The organism is Pseudomonas sp. SMN5 (assembly GCF_052041925.1).
In the GTDB taxonomy this organism is placed as follows: domain Bacteria; phylum Pseudomonadota; class Gammaproteobacteria; order Pseudomonadales; family Pseudomonadaceae; genus Aquipseudomonas.
Map to the genome: position 1 here is coordinate 308207 of NZ_JBKGGX010000003.1, position 19180 is coordinate 327386.

A 19180-nucleotide genomic window follows, 5' to 3' on the forward strand; every position below is an offset into this window, starting at 1 on the left:
CCTTTGTTATCTGTGAGCAGGTGTCAGAGCCCGGCGACTATGCCGCAAAGGCTTGATGACTGTCCAGTTCTCGGCAATAGCCAGCACGATGAGCGATGTTTGCGAAAAATTTGTGACTATGGTTCCAGATCCGGTCACCCAGTCCTGTATAGCTGACCCTGGGATTTGTTGGCCGAGTACATATCCATTGCTGCGGTAACGGCTACTTATGGTTCCGCTCTTACAGCGGGTCACTTTTGAAAAGGCGCCAAAAGTAACCAAAAGCGCCTCGCCCCACCACTGGGCACCTCGCCAAGGCTCGGTGTTCCCTCACTCCGGCATTGCTCCGTGGGCCCGCCGCGAAGGACCATCCATGGTCCAGCGCGGCTATCCCGGCATCCATGCCGGGATGCCCACTGCGCAATGCCTGCGTTCGGCCCTTGTGGTTAATGGGGCGTCCAAGATCAAAAGCCAAAGCCAAAGCCAAAGCCAAAGCCAAAGCCGAAGCCAAAGCCAAAGCCAAAGCCAAAGCCAAAGCCGAAGCCAAAGCCAAAGCCAAAGCCAAAGCCAAAGCCAAAGCCGAAGCCAAAGCCAAAGCCAAAGCCGAAGCCAAAGCCAAAGCCAAAGCCAAAGCCAAAGCCAAAGCCAAAGCGAGGCGGTCTGGTGGCCGGCTTGACTCTTCCGGTCGTGACACAATTCAATTGTGGGAGCGGGCTTGCTCGCGAAGGCGGCCTCACGGCTGGCCTGTTTGTTTCGGTTGTACCTCGTTCCAAATGTGGGGGGCAAAGCTTGCTCGCGATACTGCCCGACAGACGCCCTATCGCTCCCGGTCGTACCCGATCCAATTGTGGGAGCGAGCCTGCTCGCGATGTGGCCGGTTGTATCGGTGGCTCCCATAACGTTTGCGCTCGGGATAAGCAACCTAGCACCTGGATAACCGTTCAAGAGCGTCAGGGATTTTTCCCATGCACATCTCAGAGATGTCCTTCATCTACATGTAGGTATTTCCGGCAGCTTCAGGCGTTTCAATAAACAACCAATGCTCACACCCGAAACGCCTGCACCGCCTTATGCAACCTGCCACCGAGCACCAGCAGGTTGTCGCCCTGTTCCCGGCCCTTGCCGATGCGCAGCAGGTTGTCCCCGCCCAGTTGGTGGATCCGTTCGCTGTGATCACGGATTTCGCTGACGGCGCCGCTTTGTTGCGCGGTGACGTCGGCGATGCGTACTGCGGTGTCGGCGATGGTCTGGATGGCGCCGACGATTTCGTCCAATGCGCCGTCGGCCGCTTGTGCCTGGCTGGCGGTGGCTTCGGCGTGTTCGACCTGGGCGCGCATGCCGTCTACCGATTGGCGGGCGGCCAGTTGCAGGCGGGCGATCAGGGCTTGGATCTCGGCGGTGGCGCCGGCGGTGCGTTGGGCCAGGGAGCGGACTTCTTCGGCTACCACCGCGAAACCCCGGCCCATTTCCCCGGCACGGGCGGCTTCGATGGCGGCGTTCAGGGCCAGCAGGTTGGTCTGGTCGGCAATCGAGCGGATCACCGTCAGCACGCCGCCGATGGTGGCCGACTCTTCGGCCAGTTGTTCGATCATTTGCGCGTTGCCTTGCACTTCTCCCACCAGGGCATGCAGGCCGGTCAGGCTCAGACCGATGACTTTCTGCCCTTGTTCCACGGCCTGGCCGGCGCTGCGGCTGGCGTCGGCGGCCTGGCTGGCATCGCCGGCGACCTGTTGGATAGTCGCCTCCAGTTCGCTGAGAGAGTCACGGATCAGCGCCGTGTCGCTGGCCTGATCCTCTGCACCACCGTGCAATTCGCCGCTGAGGTCGGCCAGGGTCCGGCTGCTGTCGGCGACCTGTTCGGCGTTCACCCGGATGGTGCCCACCAGGTCCACCAGGTAAGCCCTCAGCCGATTGAGCGAGGCCTGGATATCTTGCAGCTCGCGGTTGCTGGCGCCGACGTGGATGTCATGGCTGAAGTCGCCTTCGGCCCAGGTCGACAGGGCCGGCGCCAGGTGCGTCAGGGTGCGGGCCAGGCGCCGCTGCAAGGTGTCGATCAGCAGCGCGATTAGCAGGATCAGGCCGATCATCAGGCCCTGGATCAACCGGACCTCTGCCTGGATCTGTCCATGCTGGGCCCGTACCGCCGGTTCCATGGCATCGATCGCCTGTTGTACATCAGCAGTCTTCAGGTGCGTGGCGTTGCTCAGTTCGGTGCGCTTCTGGATCAGGATGCGGGTGCGCGCCAGCTCGGCGGGGTAGCGTCCCAGCAGGCTGCTGAGCTCGCGCTTGAGTGCGACACCGGCGTCTTCGGCGACGGCCTTTTCCTCGGTTTGCAGACCCATCAGCGCGGCAAAATCATCGCCGGCGGTTTCGCTGCTGGCCGTAACGCCGAGCAGCGGCAGGCCGTCGATGTGTTCGGCCTGGGTGCGGATACTGGCCAGTTCCCGCTCCACATCGGCGGCCAGTTCGCTGCGACCGCTGCTGACCAGTTTGTCTCGCGCCAGGGACAACCGGCCCAGGTGTTGCGACGCTTCGAACAACGGCGGCAGGTAAGCCTGGGCACCGTTGGCGTAGCGAGCAAGCTGGTCGAGGCTGGCGCTCAACTCGCGTTCGGCCTGTAAGAGCAAGGCCTGGGGGTCACCGGCCAATTTGCCGGCAGCCAACAGATCGGTTTTGCTGAATTCGTCCAGGTTGGACAGGCTCGGGCGCAGGGTCTTGGCCAGCTCCGGCGGGAACTGGTCGAGTTCCTTTTGCAGGGTTTCCAGGGTCTGGGTGGCCGCGCTCAGTCGCAAGGCATCGCCGCTGCCCAGGTAGTCCTCGATGTTGCGCGCCACCTCGCCCTGGAACTGCCGCGACAGACCCAGGTAGCGCTCCATCAGCAGATAAGGCCGCTCCAGGGCGACCTGCGACCACCACAGCGTGGCTCCCAGGCCCAGGCACACGGCGACTAGAAGGAGGGTATTGAGATTGGTCAGCAGCTTCAGGCGCATCGAGTGTCTACCACGGGCAGAATCGTAAGTGCCTGAATTTATTGCGCTTGGGTTACAGGTTTATGACCGAATCGGTTGATTCCGATGAAAAAGTGGCACTTTGCTTTGATTGCCGGGCGCTCTGCACGCGGTTACGTCCGGCGTGCTTGGCGCGGTACAAGGCTTCGTCCGCCTGGCTGGCCATCATCAGGCTGTCGCTGTCCTCGCTCATTTCCACCACGCCGGCGCTGAAGGTGCACCACAAGTCGTGGGGCTGGGCCGGATAGTGGATCTCGGCAAAGCGTTGGCGGATTTCATCCAGCACCTTGCAGGCCGCCTCGATATCGGTGTCGGGCATGACGATGGCGAATTCCTCGCCCCCATAACGGCCGATGAAATCGGTCTTGCGCAGGCGCTGCTTGAGAAACAGCGCCAGGCTCTTGATCACCCGGTCGCCCATGGGGTGGCCGTGGCTGTCATTGACCCGTTTGAAATGGTCGATGTCGAGCATGGCAAAGCTCAGCGGCTTGCCCTCGCGGCGCGCACGGAAGCTGCAATCTTCCAGCAGTTGCAGGATGTGGGTGTGGTTGTACAGACCGGTCAGGCTGTCGCGCACCATTCGCGCCTTGAGGTTGCGGGCCCGCGCCGCGCGGTTGCGCACGGTGGTGATCAGGTGGCGGGGCTTGATCGGTTTGGTCAGGAAGTCATCGCCGCCTTCGCTCATGGCGTCGAGCTGTTTGTCCAGGTCGTCTTCGGCGGACAGGTAAATGATCGGCACACTGACGTAGCGGTCGTTGTGGCGGATGACTTTGGCCAGCTCGGTGCCGGTGCAGGCCGGCATGTACATATCGAGGATGATCAGGTCCGGCTGGAAATCCGCCAGCTCGGCCATGGCCTGGATCGGCTCGATCAGCGTACGGGTGACGATGCCGGCACTGTTTAGCAGGCGTTCGGTGTGCAAGGCCTGGGCGCGGGAGTCGTCGATGATCAGCACTTTGTAAGGTTCGTACTGGGCAACGCAGGTCAGCACTTCGATCTTTTCCAGCAGGCTCGACGCTTCGAGGGTGCCGGTGAGGAACTCCTGCCCGCCAGCGCGTACGGCTGCAAGACGCGTCGGCGTGTCGGTTTCCAGCAGGCTGAAAAACAACAATGGCAACGGCTGTTCCAGGCCTTCCTGGGCTTCGGCCGCCAGTTTCAGGCCCGCGCCGGGGCCGCTGAAGTCCACGTCCATGACAATCGCCGCGGGCAGGCGCTCGACCATTGAGGCTCGGAAGGCTGCGACACTGTTCAACGCCTGGGCACTGAGACCGAAAAATTCCAGCTGTTTGGCCAGGCGCTCGGCGCGGTCGTGGTCTTGCAACAGCACGTAGATGGGTTTGCGCAGCGGTGGCAGGAAGGTCTGTTCGAGCTGGTCGCCGTGGCGCAGGCCGGTGCGGGACAAGCGTTGCATCAGTCGATTGATTTCAGTGATCAGCTGGCTGCTCAGGCGCCCGCGGTTGGCATCCACCGCTTGCAGCGACTGGCTGATGCCCTGGGCAAGCTGCGAATGCTCGGGTTGTTCAAAGCGTTCGGCAAAGCGCAGCAGACGCAAATTGGCTTCGCTGAGCTCCGACAGGTCGGTGCTTGACCATTCACTGCGTTGCAGGCGCTGCCAGATCTCCAGGATCTGACGAGCCTGATGAATTACCCGCTGGGCAAAGTGGTGCTTGAGGCGCTCACGGCTGGGGTCTTCTGGCTCGGTCATATCCTGACTACTAGTTAGGGTGCATGCTGAGATCGACTGGTGGCTCTATGCTAGCACCTCTTTTCATTTCCATGAGTGTCATACGTCAATAATCTGCCCTGGCGTGAAATTCAGTTTGTGACCCGCCAGTCTCATAGGCCGATGGCAACGCTTCCTTTATAGTGGCTGTCCGATTCTCCTGTCGCGACCGGCATGATGGGCGCCGCATTATCGCGCGCCAGGGCAGGCACGATGACGTAGGGTTGTGGTCGAACCGTGAACTCAAGTGATTGAAGGGACATCACCATGCTGGACTGGAAAAACCGCGCGGGCAGCGCGCCCGAACGTGCCGCCGAACCGAAATCGGACACCCGCAGCTACCTGGGTGGGCTGTTTTTCAGCCGGGCGCTGGCCACGCTGATCGGCTTGTACCTGCTGGTCACCATCGCCATCGGCTGGTACTGGAGCCAGGAACCCGCGTTGTTCCCGGTGCAGCAGACGGCCCAGGCCGCCGCTGAAAAGGATGGCCGGCAAATGGTGGTGGGCTACACCACCGTCGAAACCCTCAAGAACGTGGCCGGGACCCTGCTGACCAAGCCGGGCGGCTACATTTCCAACGACCGCTTCCCGCCGGGCCTGTGGATGGACAACATGCCGAGCTGGGAATACGGCGTGCTGGTGCAGGTCCGCGACTTGAGCCGCGCTTTGCGCAAGGATTTCGCCCGCTCCCAGTCCCAGTCCGCCGAAGATGCCGACCTGGCCAAGGCCGAGCCGCGCTTCAACTTCGATAACCGCAGCTGGGTGCTGCCTTCCAGTGAGTCGGAGTACCAGGAAGGCATCAATTCCCTGAGCCGCTACCAGGCACGCCTGTCCGATCCTGGCCAGAAAAGCGCGCTGTTCTACGCCCGGGCCGACAACCTGAACAACTGGCTGGGGGATGTGGGAACGCGCCTGGGTTCGCTGTCCCAGCGCCTGTCGGCCAGCGTCGGTCGGGTCAAGCTCAACACCGCGCTGAAAACCGAGATCCCGGCGCCGGGCCAGGTGCCGCAGGTGGATGAAGAGGTGGTCGAGACCCCATGGTTGCAGATCGATAACGTGTTCTATGAAGCTCGTGGCCAGGCCTGGGCGCTGTCGCACCTGTTGCGCGCCATCGAAGTGGATTTCGCCGACGTGCTGGCGAAAAAGAACGCCACGGTCAGCGTGCGGCAGATCATTCGTGAGCTGGAAGCCTCCCAGGAACCGGTCTGGAGCCCGATGATCCTCAACGGCAGCGGCTTCGGTGTCCTGGCGAATCACTCGCTGGTAATGGCCAACTACATTTCCCGGGCCAACGCGGCGGTCATCGACTTGCGGCAGTTACTCAACCAGGGCTGATCCATGAATGACAGCAGCCGGGAGGTCGCTCACCGAGCGGCCTCGGATGCCGAGCTGATCGCTTGGGTCGATGAGCACGACAACCTGCTCGGCAGCCTGGTGCGTTCGGACCTGCGTGAGCGAGGGCTGATCGGCCGCGGCACCTACATCATGCTGTTCAACTCCGCCGGTGAACTGTGCGTGCACCGGCGCACCCTGAGCAAGGCGATCTACCCGGGGTTCTGGGATGTTGCGGCGGGGGGCATGGTCCAGGCGAACGAGACCTACGCCGAGTCGGCTGCCCGTGAACTGGCGGAAGAGCTGGGCGTGAGCGACGTCGAGCTGACGGCCCACGACCATTTCTACTTCGAGGATCCCGGCAGCCGCCTATGGTGCTCGGCCTTCTCGGCGGTGTGGGACGGTCCGCTGGTCCTGCAACCTGAAGAAGTGCTCGAAGCGCGTTTTTTGCCCATCGAACAAGTGCTCGACGAAATCCAGCGCAAGCCTTACTGCCCGGACTCCCTGGCGGCACTCGAGCGCTATTTGCGGGTCCATGGGGAACGCGTCGCAAAGAAGCTATAAATTGGCGCCGATAGGCCCTTAGCAAGTCGGCTTTTTGCCGTTACACTGCGCGACTTTTCAAGCTGTACCGCGTCTGCGGTCCAGTAGCGCTGCCCCTGCCTGAGTGGGGCTTCGCGGTCGGGGCAGGTTGCCCTTCGACCAGTCTTTGTCCTCCCGAGAGGATTGCCGGTGGCCAAAAAAGCCGCATCCTTCGCCGCCCTGGGCGGCCTGGTATTTTCTACCGACGCCGGTCGTCATTGCCCTGATTGCCGTCAACCGGTGGATGCCTGCATCTGCAAACAGACCGTCATCCCCCAAGGTGATGGCATCGCCCGCGTGCGCCGTGAAAGCAAAGGCCGTGGCGGCAAGACGGTGACCACGATCACCGGCGTGCCACTGGCCGAAGACGCGCTCAAGGAACTGGCGACGACGTTGAAGAAACGCTGCGGCACCGGTGGCGCGTTGAAGGACGGCGTCATCGAGATCCAGGGTGACCACGTCGAGCTGTTGCTCGCGGAGTTGGTCAAGCACGGTTTCAAGGCCAAGAAATCCGGCGGCTAGCAGCCTCTGTGAAAACCACCCTCGGCTGGATCCGGACCCTGCGTACGGGATCGCCCGCATGGTTTTCACAGAGCCTGTTCTGAACGGGTTTCTAAACTCATCGCTGACAGCAGGGTCTACCCTGCTGACAGACAATTCGTCATTTTCACTCTCTAGACTGCCCCAGCCTCCGACCGGATGGTGCATTTTGACTTCTTTATAGGGGACTTCGATGTCCGTACGACGCACACGCAAAGACGATGGCAGCCAATGGACAGTTGCGGACAGCCGCAGTGTTTACGGGATTCGCCATTGGGGGGCCGGTTATTTCGCGATCAATGAAGCCGGTCGCGTCGAAGTCCGTCCGAACGGTCCCGGCAGCTCGCCCATCGACCTGTTCGAGCAGGTCGACCAGTTGCGCCAGAGTGGCCTGTCGCTGCCTTTGCTGGTGCGCTTCCCGGACATTTTGCAAGACCGCGTGCGCCAGCTCACCGGCGCGTTCGACAGCAATATCGCGCGCCTGGAATACCAGAGCAAATACACCGCGCTCTACCCGATCAAGGTCAACCAGCAGGAGGCGGTGATCGAGAACATTATCGCCACCCAGAACGTTTCCATCGGTCTGGAAGCCGGTTCCAAGCCGGAGCTGCTGGCGGTGCTGGCCCTGGCACCGAAGGGCGGGACCATCGTCTGCAACGGCTACAAGGACCGTGAGTTCATCCGGCTGGCGCTGATGGGCCAGAAGCTGGGCCACAATGTATTCATCGTCATCGAAAAAGAGTCCGAAGTCGGCCTGGTAATCGAAGAAGCCACCTCCCTCAAGGTCAAGCCACAGGTGGGCCTGCGGGTGCGCCTGTCGTCCCTGGCGTCGAGCAAGTGGGCCGACACCGGTGGCGAGAAGTCCAAGTTCGGCTTGTCGGCCGCGCAATTGCTGTCTGTGGTCGAGCGTTTCCGCGCCGCTGGCCTGGACCAGGGCATCCGCCTGTTGCACTTCCACATGGGCTCGCAGATCGCCAACCTGGCCGACTACCAGCACGGTTTCAAGGAAGCGATCCGTTACTACGGCGAGCTGCGCAACCTCGGCCTGCCGGTGGATCACATCGATGTTGGCGGCGGCCTGGGGGTGGACTACGACGGTACTCACTCGCGCAATGCCAGCTCGATCAACTACGACATGGACGACTACGCCGGCGTCGTGGTCGGCATGCTCAAGGAATTCTGCGACGCCCAGGGCTTGCCGCATCCGCACATCTTCTCGGAAAGCGGTCGGTCGCTGACGGCTCACCACGCGATGCTGGTGGTACAGGTGACCGACGTCGAGAAACACAACGATGACGTGCCGGTGATCGAGAACAAGGAGCAACTGCCGGAGACCGTGCAGTGGCTGGTTGACCTGCTGGGCCCGACTGACATCGAGATGGTCACCGAGACCTACTGGCGCGCCACTCACTACATGAGCGACGTAGCCGCCCAGTACGCCGACGGCAAGCTGACCCTGGCGGAAAAAGCCCTGGCCGAGCAGTGCTACTTCGCCGTGTGCCGCCGCCTGCACAACTCGCTCAAGGCCCGCCAACGCTCTCACCGCCAGGTGCTGGACGAACTCAACGACAAGCTCGCCGACAAGTACATCTGCAACTTCTCGGTGTTCCAGAGCCTGCCGGACACCTGGGCCATCGGCCAGGTGCTGCCGATCCTGCCGCTGCATCGCCTTGACGAAGAGCCGCTGCGCCGTGCCGTACTGCAAGACCTGACCTGCGACTCCGACGGCAAGATCAAGCAGTACGTCGACGAGCAGAGCATCGAGACCAGCCTGCCGGTGCATGCCCTCAACCCTGGCGAAGACTACCTGCTGGGCATCTTCCTGGTGGGCGCCTACCAGGAAATCCTCGGCGACATGCACAACCTGTTCGGTGACACCGACTCGGTGAACATCTACCAGAACGCCGACGGCAGCGTGTACCACGCCGGTATCGAGACCCACGACACCATCGAAGACATGCTGCGCTACGTGCACCTATCGCCGGAGGAGCTGATGACTCATTACCGCGACAAGTGCGCCAGCGCCCGCATCAGCGCCGCCGAACGCACCCAGTTCCTGGATGCCTTGCGCCTGGGGTTGACGCGTTCTTCTTATCTGTCGTCCTGAGGATGCTGCAACCCTCTATGCCAGGGGGTTGTCCACTTGAGGGTGGCGGGATTCCTTGTGGCGAGGGAGCTTGCTCCCGCTCGGCGGCGCAGCCGTCGTAAAACCGGCTGGTGCGGTCTGCCTGAGAGATTGCGTCAGCCTGTTTTGGGGCTGCTGCGCAGCCCAGCGGGAGCAAGCTCCCTCGCCACAGGATGAGTCCAGCGCCATCTTCAACGGATCAGCAATGCCCTCCGATCTGTCAGAAACGATCCCGCATGTTGCGGGATTTTTCCGATAGTCCCGGAGGGCATTCTCATTTGTGCTGCTGCTAATTCCGTAACTCGGTGTTTTTAAGCAGTGCTGTCCTTATTTCGTGTAGTCCCTTTCCGAACTTGTACTTCGGCTCTCTACTCCGCCCTGGCTCTCGGCGAGAATCCCCGGCCGCCCCTCCTGTAGAGAAACGCCGATGTCCGACCCAGCCAGCGAGTCATCATTCCGACTGGAGATTGCCGGTCTGCCTGAACCCTTCGTCGTCCTGGCCTTTACTGGCAACGAAGCCATCAGCGAACCCTTCGTCTTCGAGGCGCAGGTGTTGCTTGGCGATCCGGCACTGGATCTGCAAAGCCTGATGTACCGCAGCGTCTGGTTGAGTTTCGGGCGCGGGGGCCAGGGCATCCACGGCCAATTGCACCAGTTGGTCCAACCTCGCCAAGGAGGCGCCTGCCAGGTGCGCATCGGGCCGAAACTGGCCTGCCTGGCGCAGCGCTTCAGCCAGCGGGTTTTCAGCGCCCGTTCAGTGCCGCAGATCATCCGCCAGGTGCTCAAGGCCCACGGCATCAGCGGACGCAGCCTGTGCCTGGACTTGACGGGTGACTATCCGTTACGAGACGTCTGCACCCAATACCGGGAGTCGGACCTGCAGTTTCTCCAACGCGTCTGCGCCGAGGCGGGTATCCACTTTCATTTCGAACATACCCGGCAGGGACATTCCCTGGTTTTCGCTGATCATCGCGCAAGCTTTCCACCTACCGGCGAGGTGATTTACGGTGGCGATGCGGATGCCCCCGCAGTGCGGACATTCAGTGTGCAGACCGATACGGCATCGGCGCTGGCCGCCCAGGGCCGCAGTGACTTGCCGGCCCTGCATTGCGCCCAGGTGTTGACGCTCGAGGGGTATTCCTTTGCAGGCTGGAACCGGCGCTGGTTGCTGACCAAGGTCGAGCATCGCGCCCAGGCGGGCCTGTATGGCAATCATTTCCAGGCCATTGAATGGGGTGTTCCGTTTGTGGTCGAGCGGGTCCCTGCAAAGCCGCGGATGATGAGCCGGCAGCGCGGCTGGGTGGTTGAAGTGGACGAGCCGGCGCTGCAGGAGGCGGGACGGGTAGCGGTGCAGTTCGATTGGGCCTATCAGGGCGAGGGCGCCAGTCCCAGCCATTGCTGGCTGCCGCTGGCGCCGGAGCTGGCCGCCGACGGGCTGGGGAGGCTGCTCGACGGCACCGAGGTGTTGGTGAGTTTTATCGAAGGTGACCCGGATCGGCCGCTGGTCAGCGCCTTCCTCGATTCAGGCCGGCCGGATGAGTCCAGCGCTGGCGCGACGTCTCCCGATCCTCTGCCATCGGCGGTCGATCCGAAGCTGTTGTCCGCCATTCGCAGTGCCGAGCCGCTGGTGTTGCTGTGCCTGTTGCCTGGTGGTGGCTGTTTCAGTCCTTGCGCCCAGCCATTGTGTACCTGTCGGATGCTCACGCGAGTGGCTCCGTGAGCGCTGCGGCCATGTCGGGGGCGACGCCTCAATGGTTGCTGCTCGACGTACCGGGCGCACCCACGGCCGCACGGCTGCTGCAAGAGCAGTTCGCCGAGGCCCGGCGCTTTGCCTTGTTCGAAGGCACCGAGTTGCATGGGGTCAGGGAGCATGGCCCGCTGTTGGTGGATCTGCGCCAGTCGCCGGCGCTGCTCAGTCTCTGCCATCTGGATCCACGGTCCTGGCCTGGGCTGCTGTTGATCAGCCCGGCGCCAGCCAGACAACTGCTGGTGCATCTGCGGCGCATGCTGACGGTGACGCTGGGTCTGCATCACAAAGCGCTGCTGAACTACTACAACCCGCACACCGCCAGCTATTTCTTCGACGGTTGCGACCCGCAATCGCTCAGCTGCTGGCTGGGTCCGATCCGCCTGCTGCGCTGGTTTGGCGGCACCTGGGCCGACCGGGCGATCGGCAGCCAGGGTTGGCAGCAGTTGTCCAATCCGGGATTACCGGTGGCGGCATTGGAAAATGAACACAGCCTCAGCGACCACCAGCAGAGCCAGCTGCAGTTGTGCCTGCTGGAGCGGCATGCCTGGCAGTGGTCCCGTTCCACCGGGCAGGATTATCGTCGGCTTTGGGACGACTTGCAGCAGGGCTTGGCGTTGGGGTTCACCGAGCGGCCGGTGCTCGACGACTGGCTGTGGCTACGCCTGCAATACCCCGATGCGCAGCCGGGACCGGTGCACGGTTCGCAACGCGAGCGTCTGGATCAACTGCGCCGACATTGGCAGGGCGGACAGGGTTGAGCGGTTATTGCCCGCTGTATGCAAGCCAGCGGTCGTGTCGCTGCAACTGCCAGGCGATCGTGCCGAGGGTCAGGCTGCGCAGGGCCATGAACAACAGGAAGGTGATCCACAGCCCGTGGTTGCCCAACCCTTGCAATGCCCAGGCGATGGGCAACGTCAGCAGCAGGGTCAACAGCATGCCGTTGCGCATTTCCCGGGCGCGGGTCGCGCCAATGAACAGCCCGTCGAGCAGGTAGCTCGACACCGCAATCAGCGGCAGGGCCGCCAGGTAAGGCAGGTAGCGGTAAGCGGTGTCGCGCACCTCGGCGATGCTGGTCTGCAGGTCGATGAACAAATGGCCGGCGAGCAGGAACAGCAGCGCAAAGCCGATGCTGGCAATCAATGACCAGCCGCTGGACACCACCAGCGCGCGGCGCAGGGCCAGCCGGTCGCGGGCGCCAATGGCGTGGCCGCACAGCGCTTCGACCGCATGGGCCAGGCCGTCCAGGGCATGGGCGGTCAACAGCAGCCCGTTGAGCAGCAACGCATTGGCCGCCACCGTCGCATCACCCAGGCGCGCGCCTTGCACCGTGATCAGGAAAAACACCGCTTGCAGCGCCAGGCTGCGAATGAAAATGTCCCGGTTCACCGCCAGCAGCGGGCGCCAGTTCTGCCATAAGCCGAGCGCCGCCCAGGCAATCGGCCCCGGCCAGGCGCGCAGGGTTTTGTGGGCCAGTGCCAGGCCTACCAGCGCGCCGGTCCATTCGGCCACCACCGAGGCCCGGGCCGAGCCGATCACGCCCCAGTCCAGGCCGATCACGAACCACACGTTCAAGACGATGTTCACCAGGTTGGTCACCAGCAGGATCGCCAGCGGCGCCCGGGCATTCTGCGCACCGAGAAACCAGCCCACCAGCGCATAACTGGCCAGCGCCGCTGGCAGGCCGAACAGTCGGGTATGGAAAAAATCCCGGGTCAATTGCTCGAGTTCGGCCGAAGGCTGCATGAAGTGCAACGCCACGCCACTCAACGGCACACCGACGACACCGAGCACCACCGCCAACCCCATCGCCAGCAGCAGACCTTGCGCCAGCACCTGCCGCAGCGCCGCGCCGTCACCGCGCCCGGCGGCCTGGGCGGCGAACCCGGTGGAGCCCATGCGCAAGAACCCCATGGCCCACGCCAGCACCGTATACAGGCTCGCGCCAACTGCCACCGCGCCCAACTGATGGGCATGGGGCAGATGGCCGATGACGGTACTGTCCACCAACGCCACCAGCGGCACGGAAATGTTCGAAAGAATCATCGGCGCAGCCAACGCCCAGACCCGGCGATGGGTCAGGCGGTCGCGCCAGTCGGCGATCAGCTTGGACATGAAGGCTCCTGGGTGGAGCGCGATTGTAGCCGGTTCCCGGGGTTATCGTTTCCAATACGTGACTTACGAGACACTCAAAACCTGTGGCGAGGGAGCTTGCTCCCGCTCGGCGGCGCAGCCGTCGTAAAACCGGCTGGTGCGGTCTGCCTGGAGGATTGCGTCAGCTCATTTGGGGGCTGCCATGCAGCCCAGCGGGAGCAAGCTCCCTCGCCACAGGAGGATGGTGGTGAGCTTAGTGAATAATCCAACTCAACAACCAAAGCCCCAGCACCAACCAGATGATGCCCAGGATGATCGAGGCTCGCATGAACGCGCGGATCGCCGAGTAGAGCAGCATCAGCCCGAGGATCAGGGCGATGATGCTGATGATCGAGGTGTCCATGCCCAGGGCGCGGGACAGGCCGTCGACGAAATTGCCGCCGGCATTGGCCAGGGTGTTGAAGAGGCCGCTGAGCAGGTCGACGATGAACCGGATCACCGAACCGAGCGCCTGGCCGAGCCATTCGAAAAAGCTTTCTACCTGCATGTGTGCATCCTGATCAGAGGGGGTTTTGGTTGAGCTTCTGGCTCCTGATTGTAGGAGCTGTAGCGGTCGCAATCGTTCGATTATGGGGCAAATTGCCGCTTCGTACCGAGGCGCTTGCCTTCCCCCGTCATCCCCCCGAAGCTATGGGCATTCAGGAGAACCCGATGAACCTTGTTGAACTGACCGAACGCCTGCATGCCATTCGTGACCGTAACGATTGGCGGCCATTTCATAGCCCGAAAAACCTCGCCATGGCCGCCAGCGTCGAGATGGCCGAGCTGGTGGAGATCTTCCAGTGGCTGACCGAGGACCAGTCGCGCCAACTGCCCGCCGACAAGCTGGCCCACGCCGGGCAAGAGGTCGGCGACATCGTGCTGTACCTGTTGCTGTTATGCAGTGAGTTGGGGCTGGACATGGACGCGGTGGTACGCAGCAAGCTGGCCGACAGTGAACGGCGGTTCGGCCAATGAGTGACCGTCATTTCGATCAGCTCGCCACGCGTTTTGCCGAGAAAATCTACGGAGGGGCCAAAGGCGCGATCCGTCTGGCGGTGCTTCAGGCCGATCTGCTGGAAGCCTTGCCGGACCGACCGTTGCGCGTGCTCGACATCGGCGCCGGCCTGGGCCACATGGCGTTGTGGCTGGCCGAGCGAGGCCATCAGGTGACCCTGGCCGAGCCCGCCGAGCCGATGCTCGAAGGCGCTCGCCAGCGGTTTGCCGAAGCCGGCCAGAACGCCACGTTCATCCAGGCGCCGTGGCAGGATCTGCTGGGTCAATTGACCGAGCCATACGACCTGGTGCTGTGTCATGCGGTGCTGGAATGGCTGGCCGAGCCCCACGCGATCCTGCCAGTGCTGCATCAGCTCACGGCGCCTGGCGGCTGGCTGTCGCTGGCGTTCTACAATCGTGACGCGTTGGTGTATCGCAATCTGCTCAAGGGGCATTTCCGCAAGTTGCGCAAAAACGACATGGCCGGTGAAAAACAGAGCCTGACGCCGCAACAACCGCTTGATCCGAGGGAATTGGCGGCGCAACTTGAAAGCCTGTGGCAGGTCGAACGCCAGAGTGGCGTGCGGGTTTTTCATGACTACATGCCGGTGGAGTTCCAGGGCCGCGTGGAGCTGGCGCAGTTGCTGGAAATGGAGCTGGCCCATCGTCGCCATCCAGCGTTTGCCGGGCTGGGGCGTTACCTGCACTGGATCTGTCGGCCCCGTTGATCAGGGCGTAATCGGGAGAGCGGAATGAGCAGTCGTTCAGGGTTGTTGCTACTGTGCCTGGGGCTTGCGGCCTGTCAGGGCAGCAACCCTTATGTCGCCACGTCCAATCCACTGCCACCGGCACCGCCCGAGGCGGCCACGGTGTTCGACCGCAGCGCCTATCCCGCGCCGCCTCGGGACTACGGGCGCTATCGCAGTTGGGCCTGGCTCAATGGACGCCTGCCGCCAGGCACCGCCTGGGCGGACTCGGCCCAGGTGGCCGAAGCGGTGAGCGAGGCCCTGGACCAGCGTGGCCTGCGGCCGTTGCACGACAACCGATCGGCCGACCTGTTCGTCAGCGCCGACCTGCGCCTGGAGACCCGCGTGCGTCAGGTCCGGGATGATTATGATGCCGGCTATTACGGCGGCTATAACCGCTATGACCGCTACGGCCCGGGTTATGGCATGTACCACACGGTGCCGATGGTGCGCACGTATCAGGAGCAGGTCGTGGTGGTCCGGGTCGATCTGTTCGACGCTCGCAACGGCCAACCGGTGTGGAGCGCCAGCGCCGAGACCAGCCAGCGCGGCAACCAGAGCGAGCGTACCGATGCCATTCGTGAGGCGGTGGAAAAAGCCATGGCGGCTTATCCACCCAGTTGATCAACGCAACGGAGAAAAATCATGTTTCGCCGGCTTGCTGTACTGGCTTTCACACTGCTGTTGGGAGCCTGCGCTTCCAACCAGCTCAACCATGACTTCGACACCACTCGTGATTTTGCGGCGTATCGCAGCTGGAGCTGGAAAGAGCCGGCGCTGCAATACCGCCCCGATGATCCACGGATCAAGAGCGACCTGACCGAACAGCGGATCCGCCAGGCCGTGGCCGACCAGCTCGACCAACGCGGCCTGCGTCCGGCGCCGTCTGGCGGGCGAGGGGATGTGCAGGTCCAGGCCTATCTGATCGTCGAGGACCGCCAACAGCAAGTGACCACCAACTATGGCGGCGGTTGGGGTGGACCCTGGAATGGCTATTGGGGCGGGCCCATGTACAACGAGACCCGCAACATCAGCTACAAAGTCGCCACCGTGCAGATCGACCTGCTCGACGGCAAGGACGGCAAACTGGTGTGGCGCGGCAGCGATGAACAACTGCTCAGCAACTCCCCCAACCCCAACGACCGCAGCAACGCCGTGCGCGAGACTGTGGGGCGGATCCTGGCCAATTATCCACCGCGGTGACTCTCCAACATTGATGCAAGCCGACGCGCCGCCATCGCGAGCAAGCTCGCTCCCACAGGGGAATGTTGGTGAGCGCTGAATCCATGAACATCCGAGATCGACTGTGGGAGCGGGCTTGCCCGCGAAGACGGCGGCGCATTCAGCACAGAGGCAAGCTGACCCACCGCTATCGCGAGCAGGCTCGCTCCCACAGGGGAATGGTGGTGAGCGCTGAATCCATGAACACCCGAGATCGACTGTGGGAGCGGGCTTGCCCGCGAAGACGGCGGCGCATTCAGCACAGAGGCAAGCTGACCCACCGCTATCGCGAGCAGGCTCGCTCCCACAGGGGAATGGTGGTGAGCGCTGAATCTGTGAACACCCGAGATCACTGTGGGAGCGGGCTTGCCCGCGAAGACGGCGGCGCATTCAGCACAGAGGCGAGCTGACCCACCGCTATCGCGAGCAAGCTCGCTCCCACAGGGGAATGTTGGTGAGCGCTGAATCCATGAACACCCGAGATCGACTGTGGGAGCGGGCTTGCCCGCGAAGACGGCGGCGCATTCAGCACAGAGGCATGCTGACCCACCGCCATCGCGAGCAAGCTCGCTCCCACAGGGGAATGGTGGTGAGCGCTGAATCTGTGAACACCCGAGATCTAATGTGGGAGCGGGCTTGCCCGCGAAGACGGCGGAGCATTCAGCACAGAGGCAAGCTGACCCACCGCTATCGCGAGCAGGCTCGCTCCCACAGAGGAATGGTGGTGAGCGCTGAATCAATGGACACCCGAGATCGACTGTGGGAGCGAGCCTGCTCGCGATGAGGGCGGCACATTCTACATAGCTCCAAGCTGACCCCCCGATCCCAGCTCACCCTGCCGGTCGCCAGCCCCCCACCATATGTTCAAGCTCCCCCGCCCCGATCAAGCGCAAATCCCCACTGGACCCCGCCGCGCTGGCCTGCAATGTCACCTCGCTGGGCAAACGCACCGGTTTCTTGAAGGTCACCTCGATTTCCACATTGGCCTCGGGCAGGTGGCTGTCCAGGGCCGCGACGGTCCTGGCCTTGTTCCACAAGCCATGGGCGATGGCGGTGGGGAAGCCGAACAGTCGGGCGCTGAGGCCGCTCAAGTGGATCGGGTTGTAGTCCCCCGACACCTTGGCATATTGCCGGCCAATGTCGGCCGGTGCCGCCCAGCGCGCCACTTCGACCAACACCGGGCTGGCCGCAGGCGCATCTTCCACCAGCGCACCGTCAAGCTTAACGCCCTTGCAGAGCATCTGGCTGCTGGCTTCCCACAGCAATCCCAGTTGGTCATCAATCCGTGTCACCAGCTCGAACACCGCCCCTTTGGGGTGGGCTTGCAGGTTCTCCACATGAACACTGCCCCGGACCTGACTGACACCGCCCATGGGCCGCAACACCCGGATGCGGTTACTCAAGTGAATCAACCCCAGCAGCGGGAACGGAAATTCCCGAGCGGTGAGCAACTGCATTTGCAAGGCAAACGCCATGACGTGGGGATAGGTCGGGGGCAGCAATCCGTTATCGCTGAAGCCACAAACCTTGCGATAGGCCGCCAGGCGCTGCTGATCGACCTGAAGCACCTGGCGCAATCCCTGCTCCGGTAATACCTTTCCAGTGACCTTGCGCCGAGTCGCCGCCTTGGAGTACAGCGCCGACATGGAAGGCGCGGCGCTGACCTCTTGCCATTGGATCGTCATTGTCATGCTCCCAAAAGGCTTTGCCCACACACGCGCAGCGCCTGGCCGGTCACGGCGCCGGTGCCCGGTTGGGCGAGCCACGCCACTGCTTCCGCGACGTCCTGGGGCAGGCCGCCCTGGCCGAGGGAACTCATGCGCCGTCCGGCTTCGCGCAGGGCGAAGGGAATTTCGGCCGTCATCCGGGTTTCAATGAAGCCCGGCGCCACCGCATTGATACTGATGCCTCTAGGCTGCAAAGCGGGAGCCCAGGCCTTGGCCAGCCCGATCAAGCCGGCCTTGCTCGCGGCGTAGTTGGTCTGCCCACGGTTGCCGGCGATGCCGCTGATGGACGCCAGCAACACCACCCGGCCATTGTCTCGCAGGGTGCCGCTGTCGAGCAGGGCCTTGGTCAGCACCTGCGGCGCATTGAGATTGACCGCCAACACTGCGTCCCAGAACTCCGGCGTCATGTTGGCCAGGGTTTTGTCGCGGGTGATCCCGGCGTTGTGCACCACGATGTCGACCCCATCGGGCAAATGTTCGATCAACTGCGCCGCCGCGTCCTCGGCGCAAATGTCCAGGGTCAGGCTGCGCCCGCTCAAGCGCGCAGCCAAGGCATCAAGGTCAGTCTTGGCCTGAGGCACATCCAGCAGGATCACGTCGGCACCATCGCGGGCCAGGGTTTCAGCGATGGCGGCGCCGATCCCCCGTGCAGCGCCGGTGACCAGGGCCTTGAGCCCGGTCAGTGGTCGGGTCCAGTCATGGACCTGGGTCGCGCAGGCATTGAGACGAATGACCTGTCCCGACACAAAGGCGCTCTTGGGCGACAGGAAAAACCGCAGCGCGCCTTCCAGCTGGGTTTCGGCGCCATCGCCGACATACAACAACTGCAATGTCCCACCGTGGCGCAGCTCCTTGGCGAGGGATCGACTGAAACCCTCCAACGCCCGCTGGGCACTGGCCGCGAACGGGTCGGCAAGATGTTCCGGTGCGCGGCCAAGGATCACGACATGGGCGCTGCGGTCGAGATTTTTCATCAAGGGCTGGAAGAACTCGCGCAACTGCTTGAGCTGATCGACCTGCGCCAGGTGGCTGGCGTCGTACACCACGGCCTTGATTTTCGGGCCGTGGCCGGGGATCCATTCAGTCGCCAGAGTCGGTTCGCCGCCGTACACGTAGATAGCGTCGGTCAGGCGTTTGGCGAACGTGCCAATCTGCTCGATCAGCGCACCGCCGCCCAGCAGTAGCGCGCCCTCCACCGGACGCAGCCGCCCGGCCTGCCAACGCTCCAGGCGCACCGGCGAGGGCAGGCCAAGGGCTCCGACCAGGCGCAGGCCAACGGGTGAATTGGCGAAGTCGATATAACGGTCAGACATGGAACACA

Annotated in this window: 17 protein-coding genes; 10 read left to right on the top strand and 7 right to left on the bottom strand. The window is 63.1% G+C overall.

All coding sequences use genetic code 11. The features are described 5' to 3' along the window. Positions 1-443: 443 nt before the first annotated feature. The 3 genes from ACLEJR_RS04725 to gcbA form a co-directional block, all read right to left on the bottom strand. Positions 444-680, bottom strand: a complete 237-nt coding sequence (locus ACLEJR_RS04725) for a hypothetical protein (protein WP_440812456.1) — start codon at positions 678-680, stop codon at positions 444-446. 342 nt (positions 681-1022) lie between these two features. Then, on the bottom strand, positions 1023-2969 hold the full coding sequence (locus tag ACLEJR_RS04730; RefSeq protein WP_440812458.1) for a methyl-accepting chemotaxis protein: 1947 nt from the start codon (positions 2967-2969) through the stop codon (positions 1023-1025). 52 nt (positions 2970-3021) lie between these two features. Next, on the bottom strand, positions 3022-4692 hold the full coding sequence (gene gcbA, locus ACLEJR_RS04735; RefSeq protein ID WP_440796588.1) for a diguanylate cyclase GcbA: 1671 nt from the start codon (positions 4690-4692) through the stop codon (positions 3022-3024). Between the two features lie 285 nt (positions 4693-4977). Here gcbA and ACLEJR_RS04740 point away from each other — a divergent pair, with 285 nt between their 5' ends. The 6 genes from ACLEJR_RS04740 to ACLEJR_RS04765 all read left to right on the top strand — a co-directional run bounded on the left by ACLEJR_RS04740 (position 4978) and on the right by ACLEJR_RS04765 (position 11797). Then, on the top strand, positions 4978-6045 hold the full coding sequence (locus ACLEJR_RS04740) for a DUF2333 family protein (protein WP_440796589.1): 1068 nt from the start codon (positions 4978-4980) through the stop codon (positions 6043-6045). A gap of 3 nt (positions 6046-6048) precedes the next feature. Continuing rightward, positions 6049-6606 carry an NUDIX hydrolase gene (locus tag ACLEJR_RS04745; protein ID WP_440812461.1) on the top strand — a complete coding sequence of 186 codons (558 nt, stop codon included), beginning with the start codon at positions 6049-6051 and terminating at the stop codon, positions 6604-6606. Positions 6607-6774: 168 nt separating this feature from the next. Then, positions 6775-7146, top strand: coding sequence for a translation initiation factor Sui1 (locus ACLEJR_RS04750; RefSeq protein ID WP_440796591.1), 372 nt, complete (start codon positions 6775-6777; stop codon positions 7144-7146). A gap of 211 nt (positions 7147-7357) precedes the next feature. Beyond that, on the top strand, positions 7358-9271 hold the full coding sequence (gene speA / locus ACLEJR_RS04755; RefSeq protein WP_440812464.1) for an arginine decarboxylase: 1914 nt from the start codon (positions 7358-7360) through the stop codon (positions 9269-9271). Positions 9272-9716: 445 nt separating this feature from the next. Further along, complete coding sequence (locus ACLEJR_RS04760; protein ID WP_440812467.1) at positions 9717-11009, top strand: contractile injection system protein, VgrG/Pvc8 family; 1293 nt, start codon at positions 9717-9719, stop codon at positions 11007-11009. Further along, positions 11006-11797 carry a DUF4123 domain-containing protein gene (locus ACLEJR_RS04765; protein WP_440796594.1) on the top strand — a complete coding sequence of 264 codons (792 nt, stop codon included), beginning with the start codon at positions 11006-11008 and terminating at the stop codon, positions 11795-11797. The genes ACLEJR_RS04760 and ACLEJR_RS04765 overlap by 4 nt, the downstream gene beginning before the upstream one ends. A gap of 4 nt (positions 11798-11801) precedes the next feature. Here the strand turns inward: ACLEJR_RS04765 and ACLEJR_RS04770 are convergent, their stop codons facing one another. Together ACLEJR_RS04770 and ACLEJR_RS04775 are read right to left on the bottom strand one after the other, a co-directional pair. After that, entirely contained in the window at positions 11802-13151 is a 1350-nt protein-coding gene (locus ACLEJR_RS04770; RefSeq protein ID WP_440796595.1) for an MATE family efflux transporter, read from the bottom strand. A gap of 232 nt (positions 13152-13383) precedes the next feature. After that, positions 13384-13677, bottom strand: a complete 294-nt coding sequence (locus tag ACLEJR_RS04775) for a hypothetical protein (RefSeq protein WP_440796597.1) — start codon at positions 13675-13677, stop codon at positions 13384-13386. Between the two features lie 164 nt (positions 13678-13841). On the opposite strand from ACLEJR_RS04775, the gene ACLEJR_RS04780 reads away from it, so the two are divergent. The 4 genes from ACLEJR_RS04780 to ACLEJR_RS04795 are packed head-to-tail and all read left to right on the top strand — an operon-like array spanning position 13842 to position 16114. Next, positions 13842-14147, top strand: coding sequence for a MazG-like family protein (locus ACLEJR_RS04780; protein WP_024780720.1), 306 nt, complete (start codon positions 13842-13844; stop codon positions 14145-14147). Further along, positions 14144-14893 (top strand): methyltransferase domain-containing protein, encoded by a 750-nt coding sequence (locus tag ACLEJR_RS04785; protein ID WP_440796598.1) that lies wholly within the window; start codon positions 14144-14146, stop codon positions 14891-14893. Before ACLEJR_RS04780 ends, ACLEJR_RS04785 begins: the two co-directional genes overlap by 4 nt. A gap of 24 nt (positions 14894-14917) precedes the next feature. Beyond that, positions 14918-15535, top strand: coding sequence for a DUF4136 domain-containing protein (locus ACLEJR_RS04790; RefSeq protein ID WP_440796599.1), 618 nt, complete (start codon positions 14918-14920; stop codon positions 15533-15535). Between the two features lie 21 nt (positions 15536-15556). After that, the gene (locus ACLEJR_RS04795; protein ID WP_440812469.1) at positions 15557-16114 is read left to right on the top strand and encodes a DUF4136 domain-containing protein; all 558 of its coding nucleotides are present in this window, start codon (positions 15557-15559) and stop codon (positions 16112-16114) included. A gap of 848 nt (positions 16115-16962) precedes the next feature. Here ACLEJR_RS04795 and ACLEJR_RS04800 read toward each other — a convergent pair. Together ACLEJR_RS04800 and ACLEJR_RS04805 are read right to left on the bottom strand one after the other, a co-directional pair. Next, positions 16963-17817, bottom strand: coding sequence for a MaoC/PaaZ C-terminal domain-containing protein (locus ACLEJR_RS04800; RefSeq protein ID WP_440812472.1), 855 nt, complete (start codon positions 17815-17817; stop codon positions 16963-16965). Between the two features lie 2 nt (positions 17818-17819). Beyond that, positions 17820-19172: a 3-oxoacyl-ACP reductase gene (locus ACLEJR_RS04805; RefSeq protein ID WP_440812475.1), complete on the bottom strand. Its 1353-nt coding sequence runs from the start codon at positions 19170-19172 to the stop codon at positions 17820-17822. Between the last annotated feature and the right edge of the window lie 8 nt (positions 19173-19180).

What these genes read in the sequence shown, in the direction of transcription:
- ACLEJR_RS04775 (WP_440796597.1), bottom strand. Translation starts at nt 13,677, where the DNA reads ATGCAGGTAGAAAGCTTTTTCGAATGGCTCGGCCAGGCGCTCGGTTCG.
- ACLEJR_RS04790 (WP_440796599.1), top strand. Translation starts at nt 14,918, where the DNA reads ATGAGCAGTCGTTCAGGGTTGTTGCTACTGTGCCTGGGGCTTGCGGCC.
- ACLEJR_RS04795 (WP_440812469.1), top strand. Translation starts at nt 15,557, where the DNA reads ATGTTTCGCCGGCTTGCTGTACTGGCTTTCACACTGCTGTTGGGAGCC.
- ACLEJR_RS04740 (WP_440796589.1), top strand. Translation starts at nt 4,978, where the DNA reads ATGCTGGACTGGAAAAACCGCGCGGGCAGCGCGCCCGAACGTGCCGCC.
- speA (WP_440812464.1), top strand. Translation starts at nt 7,358, where the DNA reads ATGTCCGTACGACGCACACGCAAAGACGATGGCAGCCAATGGACAGTT.
- ACLEJR_RS04800 (WP_440812472.1), bottom strand. Translation starts at nt 17,817, where the DNA reads ATGACGATCCAATGGCAAGAGGTCAGCGCCGCGCCTTCCATGTCGGCG.
- ACLEJR_RS04780 (WP_024780720.1), top strand. Translation starts at nt 13,842, where the DNA reads ATGAACCTTGTTGAACTGACCGAACGCCTGCATGCCATTCGTGACCGT.
- gcbA (WP_440796588.1), bottom strand. Translation starts at nt 4,692, where the DNA reads ATGACCGAGCCAGAAGACCCCAGCCGTGAGCGCCTCAAGCACCACTTT.
- ACLEJR_RS04805 (WP_440812475.1), bottom strand. Translation starts at nt 19,172, where the DNA reads ATGTCTGACCGTTATATCGACTTCGCCAATTCACCCGTTGGCCTGCGC.
- ACLEJR_RS04730 (WP_440812458.1), bottom strand. Translation starts at nt 2,969, where the DNA reads ATGCGCCTGAAGCTGCTGACCAATCTCAATACCCTCCTTCTAGTCGCC.
- ACLEJR_RS04760 (WP_440812467.1), top strand. Translation starts at nt 9,717, where the DNA reads ATGTCCGACCCAGCCAGCGAGTCATCATTCCGACTGGAGATTGCCGGT.
- ACLEJR_RS04770 (WP_440796595.1), bottom strand. Translation starts at nt 13,151, where the DNA reads ATGTCCAAGCTGATCGCCGACTGGCGCGACCGCCTGACCCATCGCCGG.
- ACLEJR_RS04785 (WP_440796598.1), top strand. Translation starts at nt 14,144, where the DNA reads ATGAGTGACCGTCATTTCGATCAGCTCGCCACGCGTTTTGCCGAGAAA.
- ACLEJR_RS04745 (WP_440812461.1), top strand. Translation starts at nt 6,049, where the DNA reads ATGAATGACAGCAGCCGGGAGGTCGCTCACCGAGCGGCCTCGGATGCC.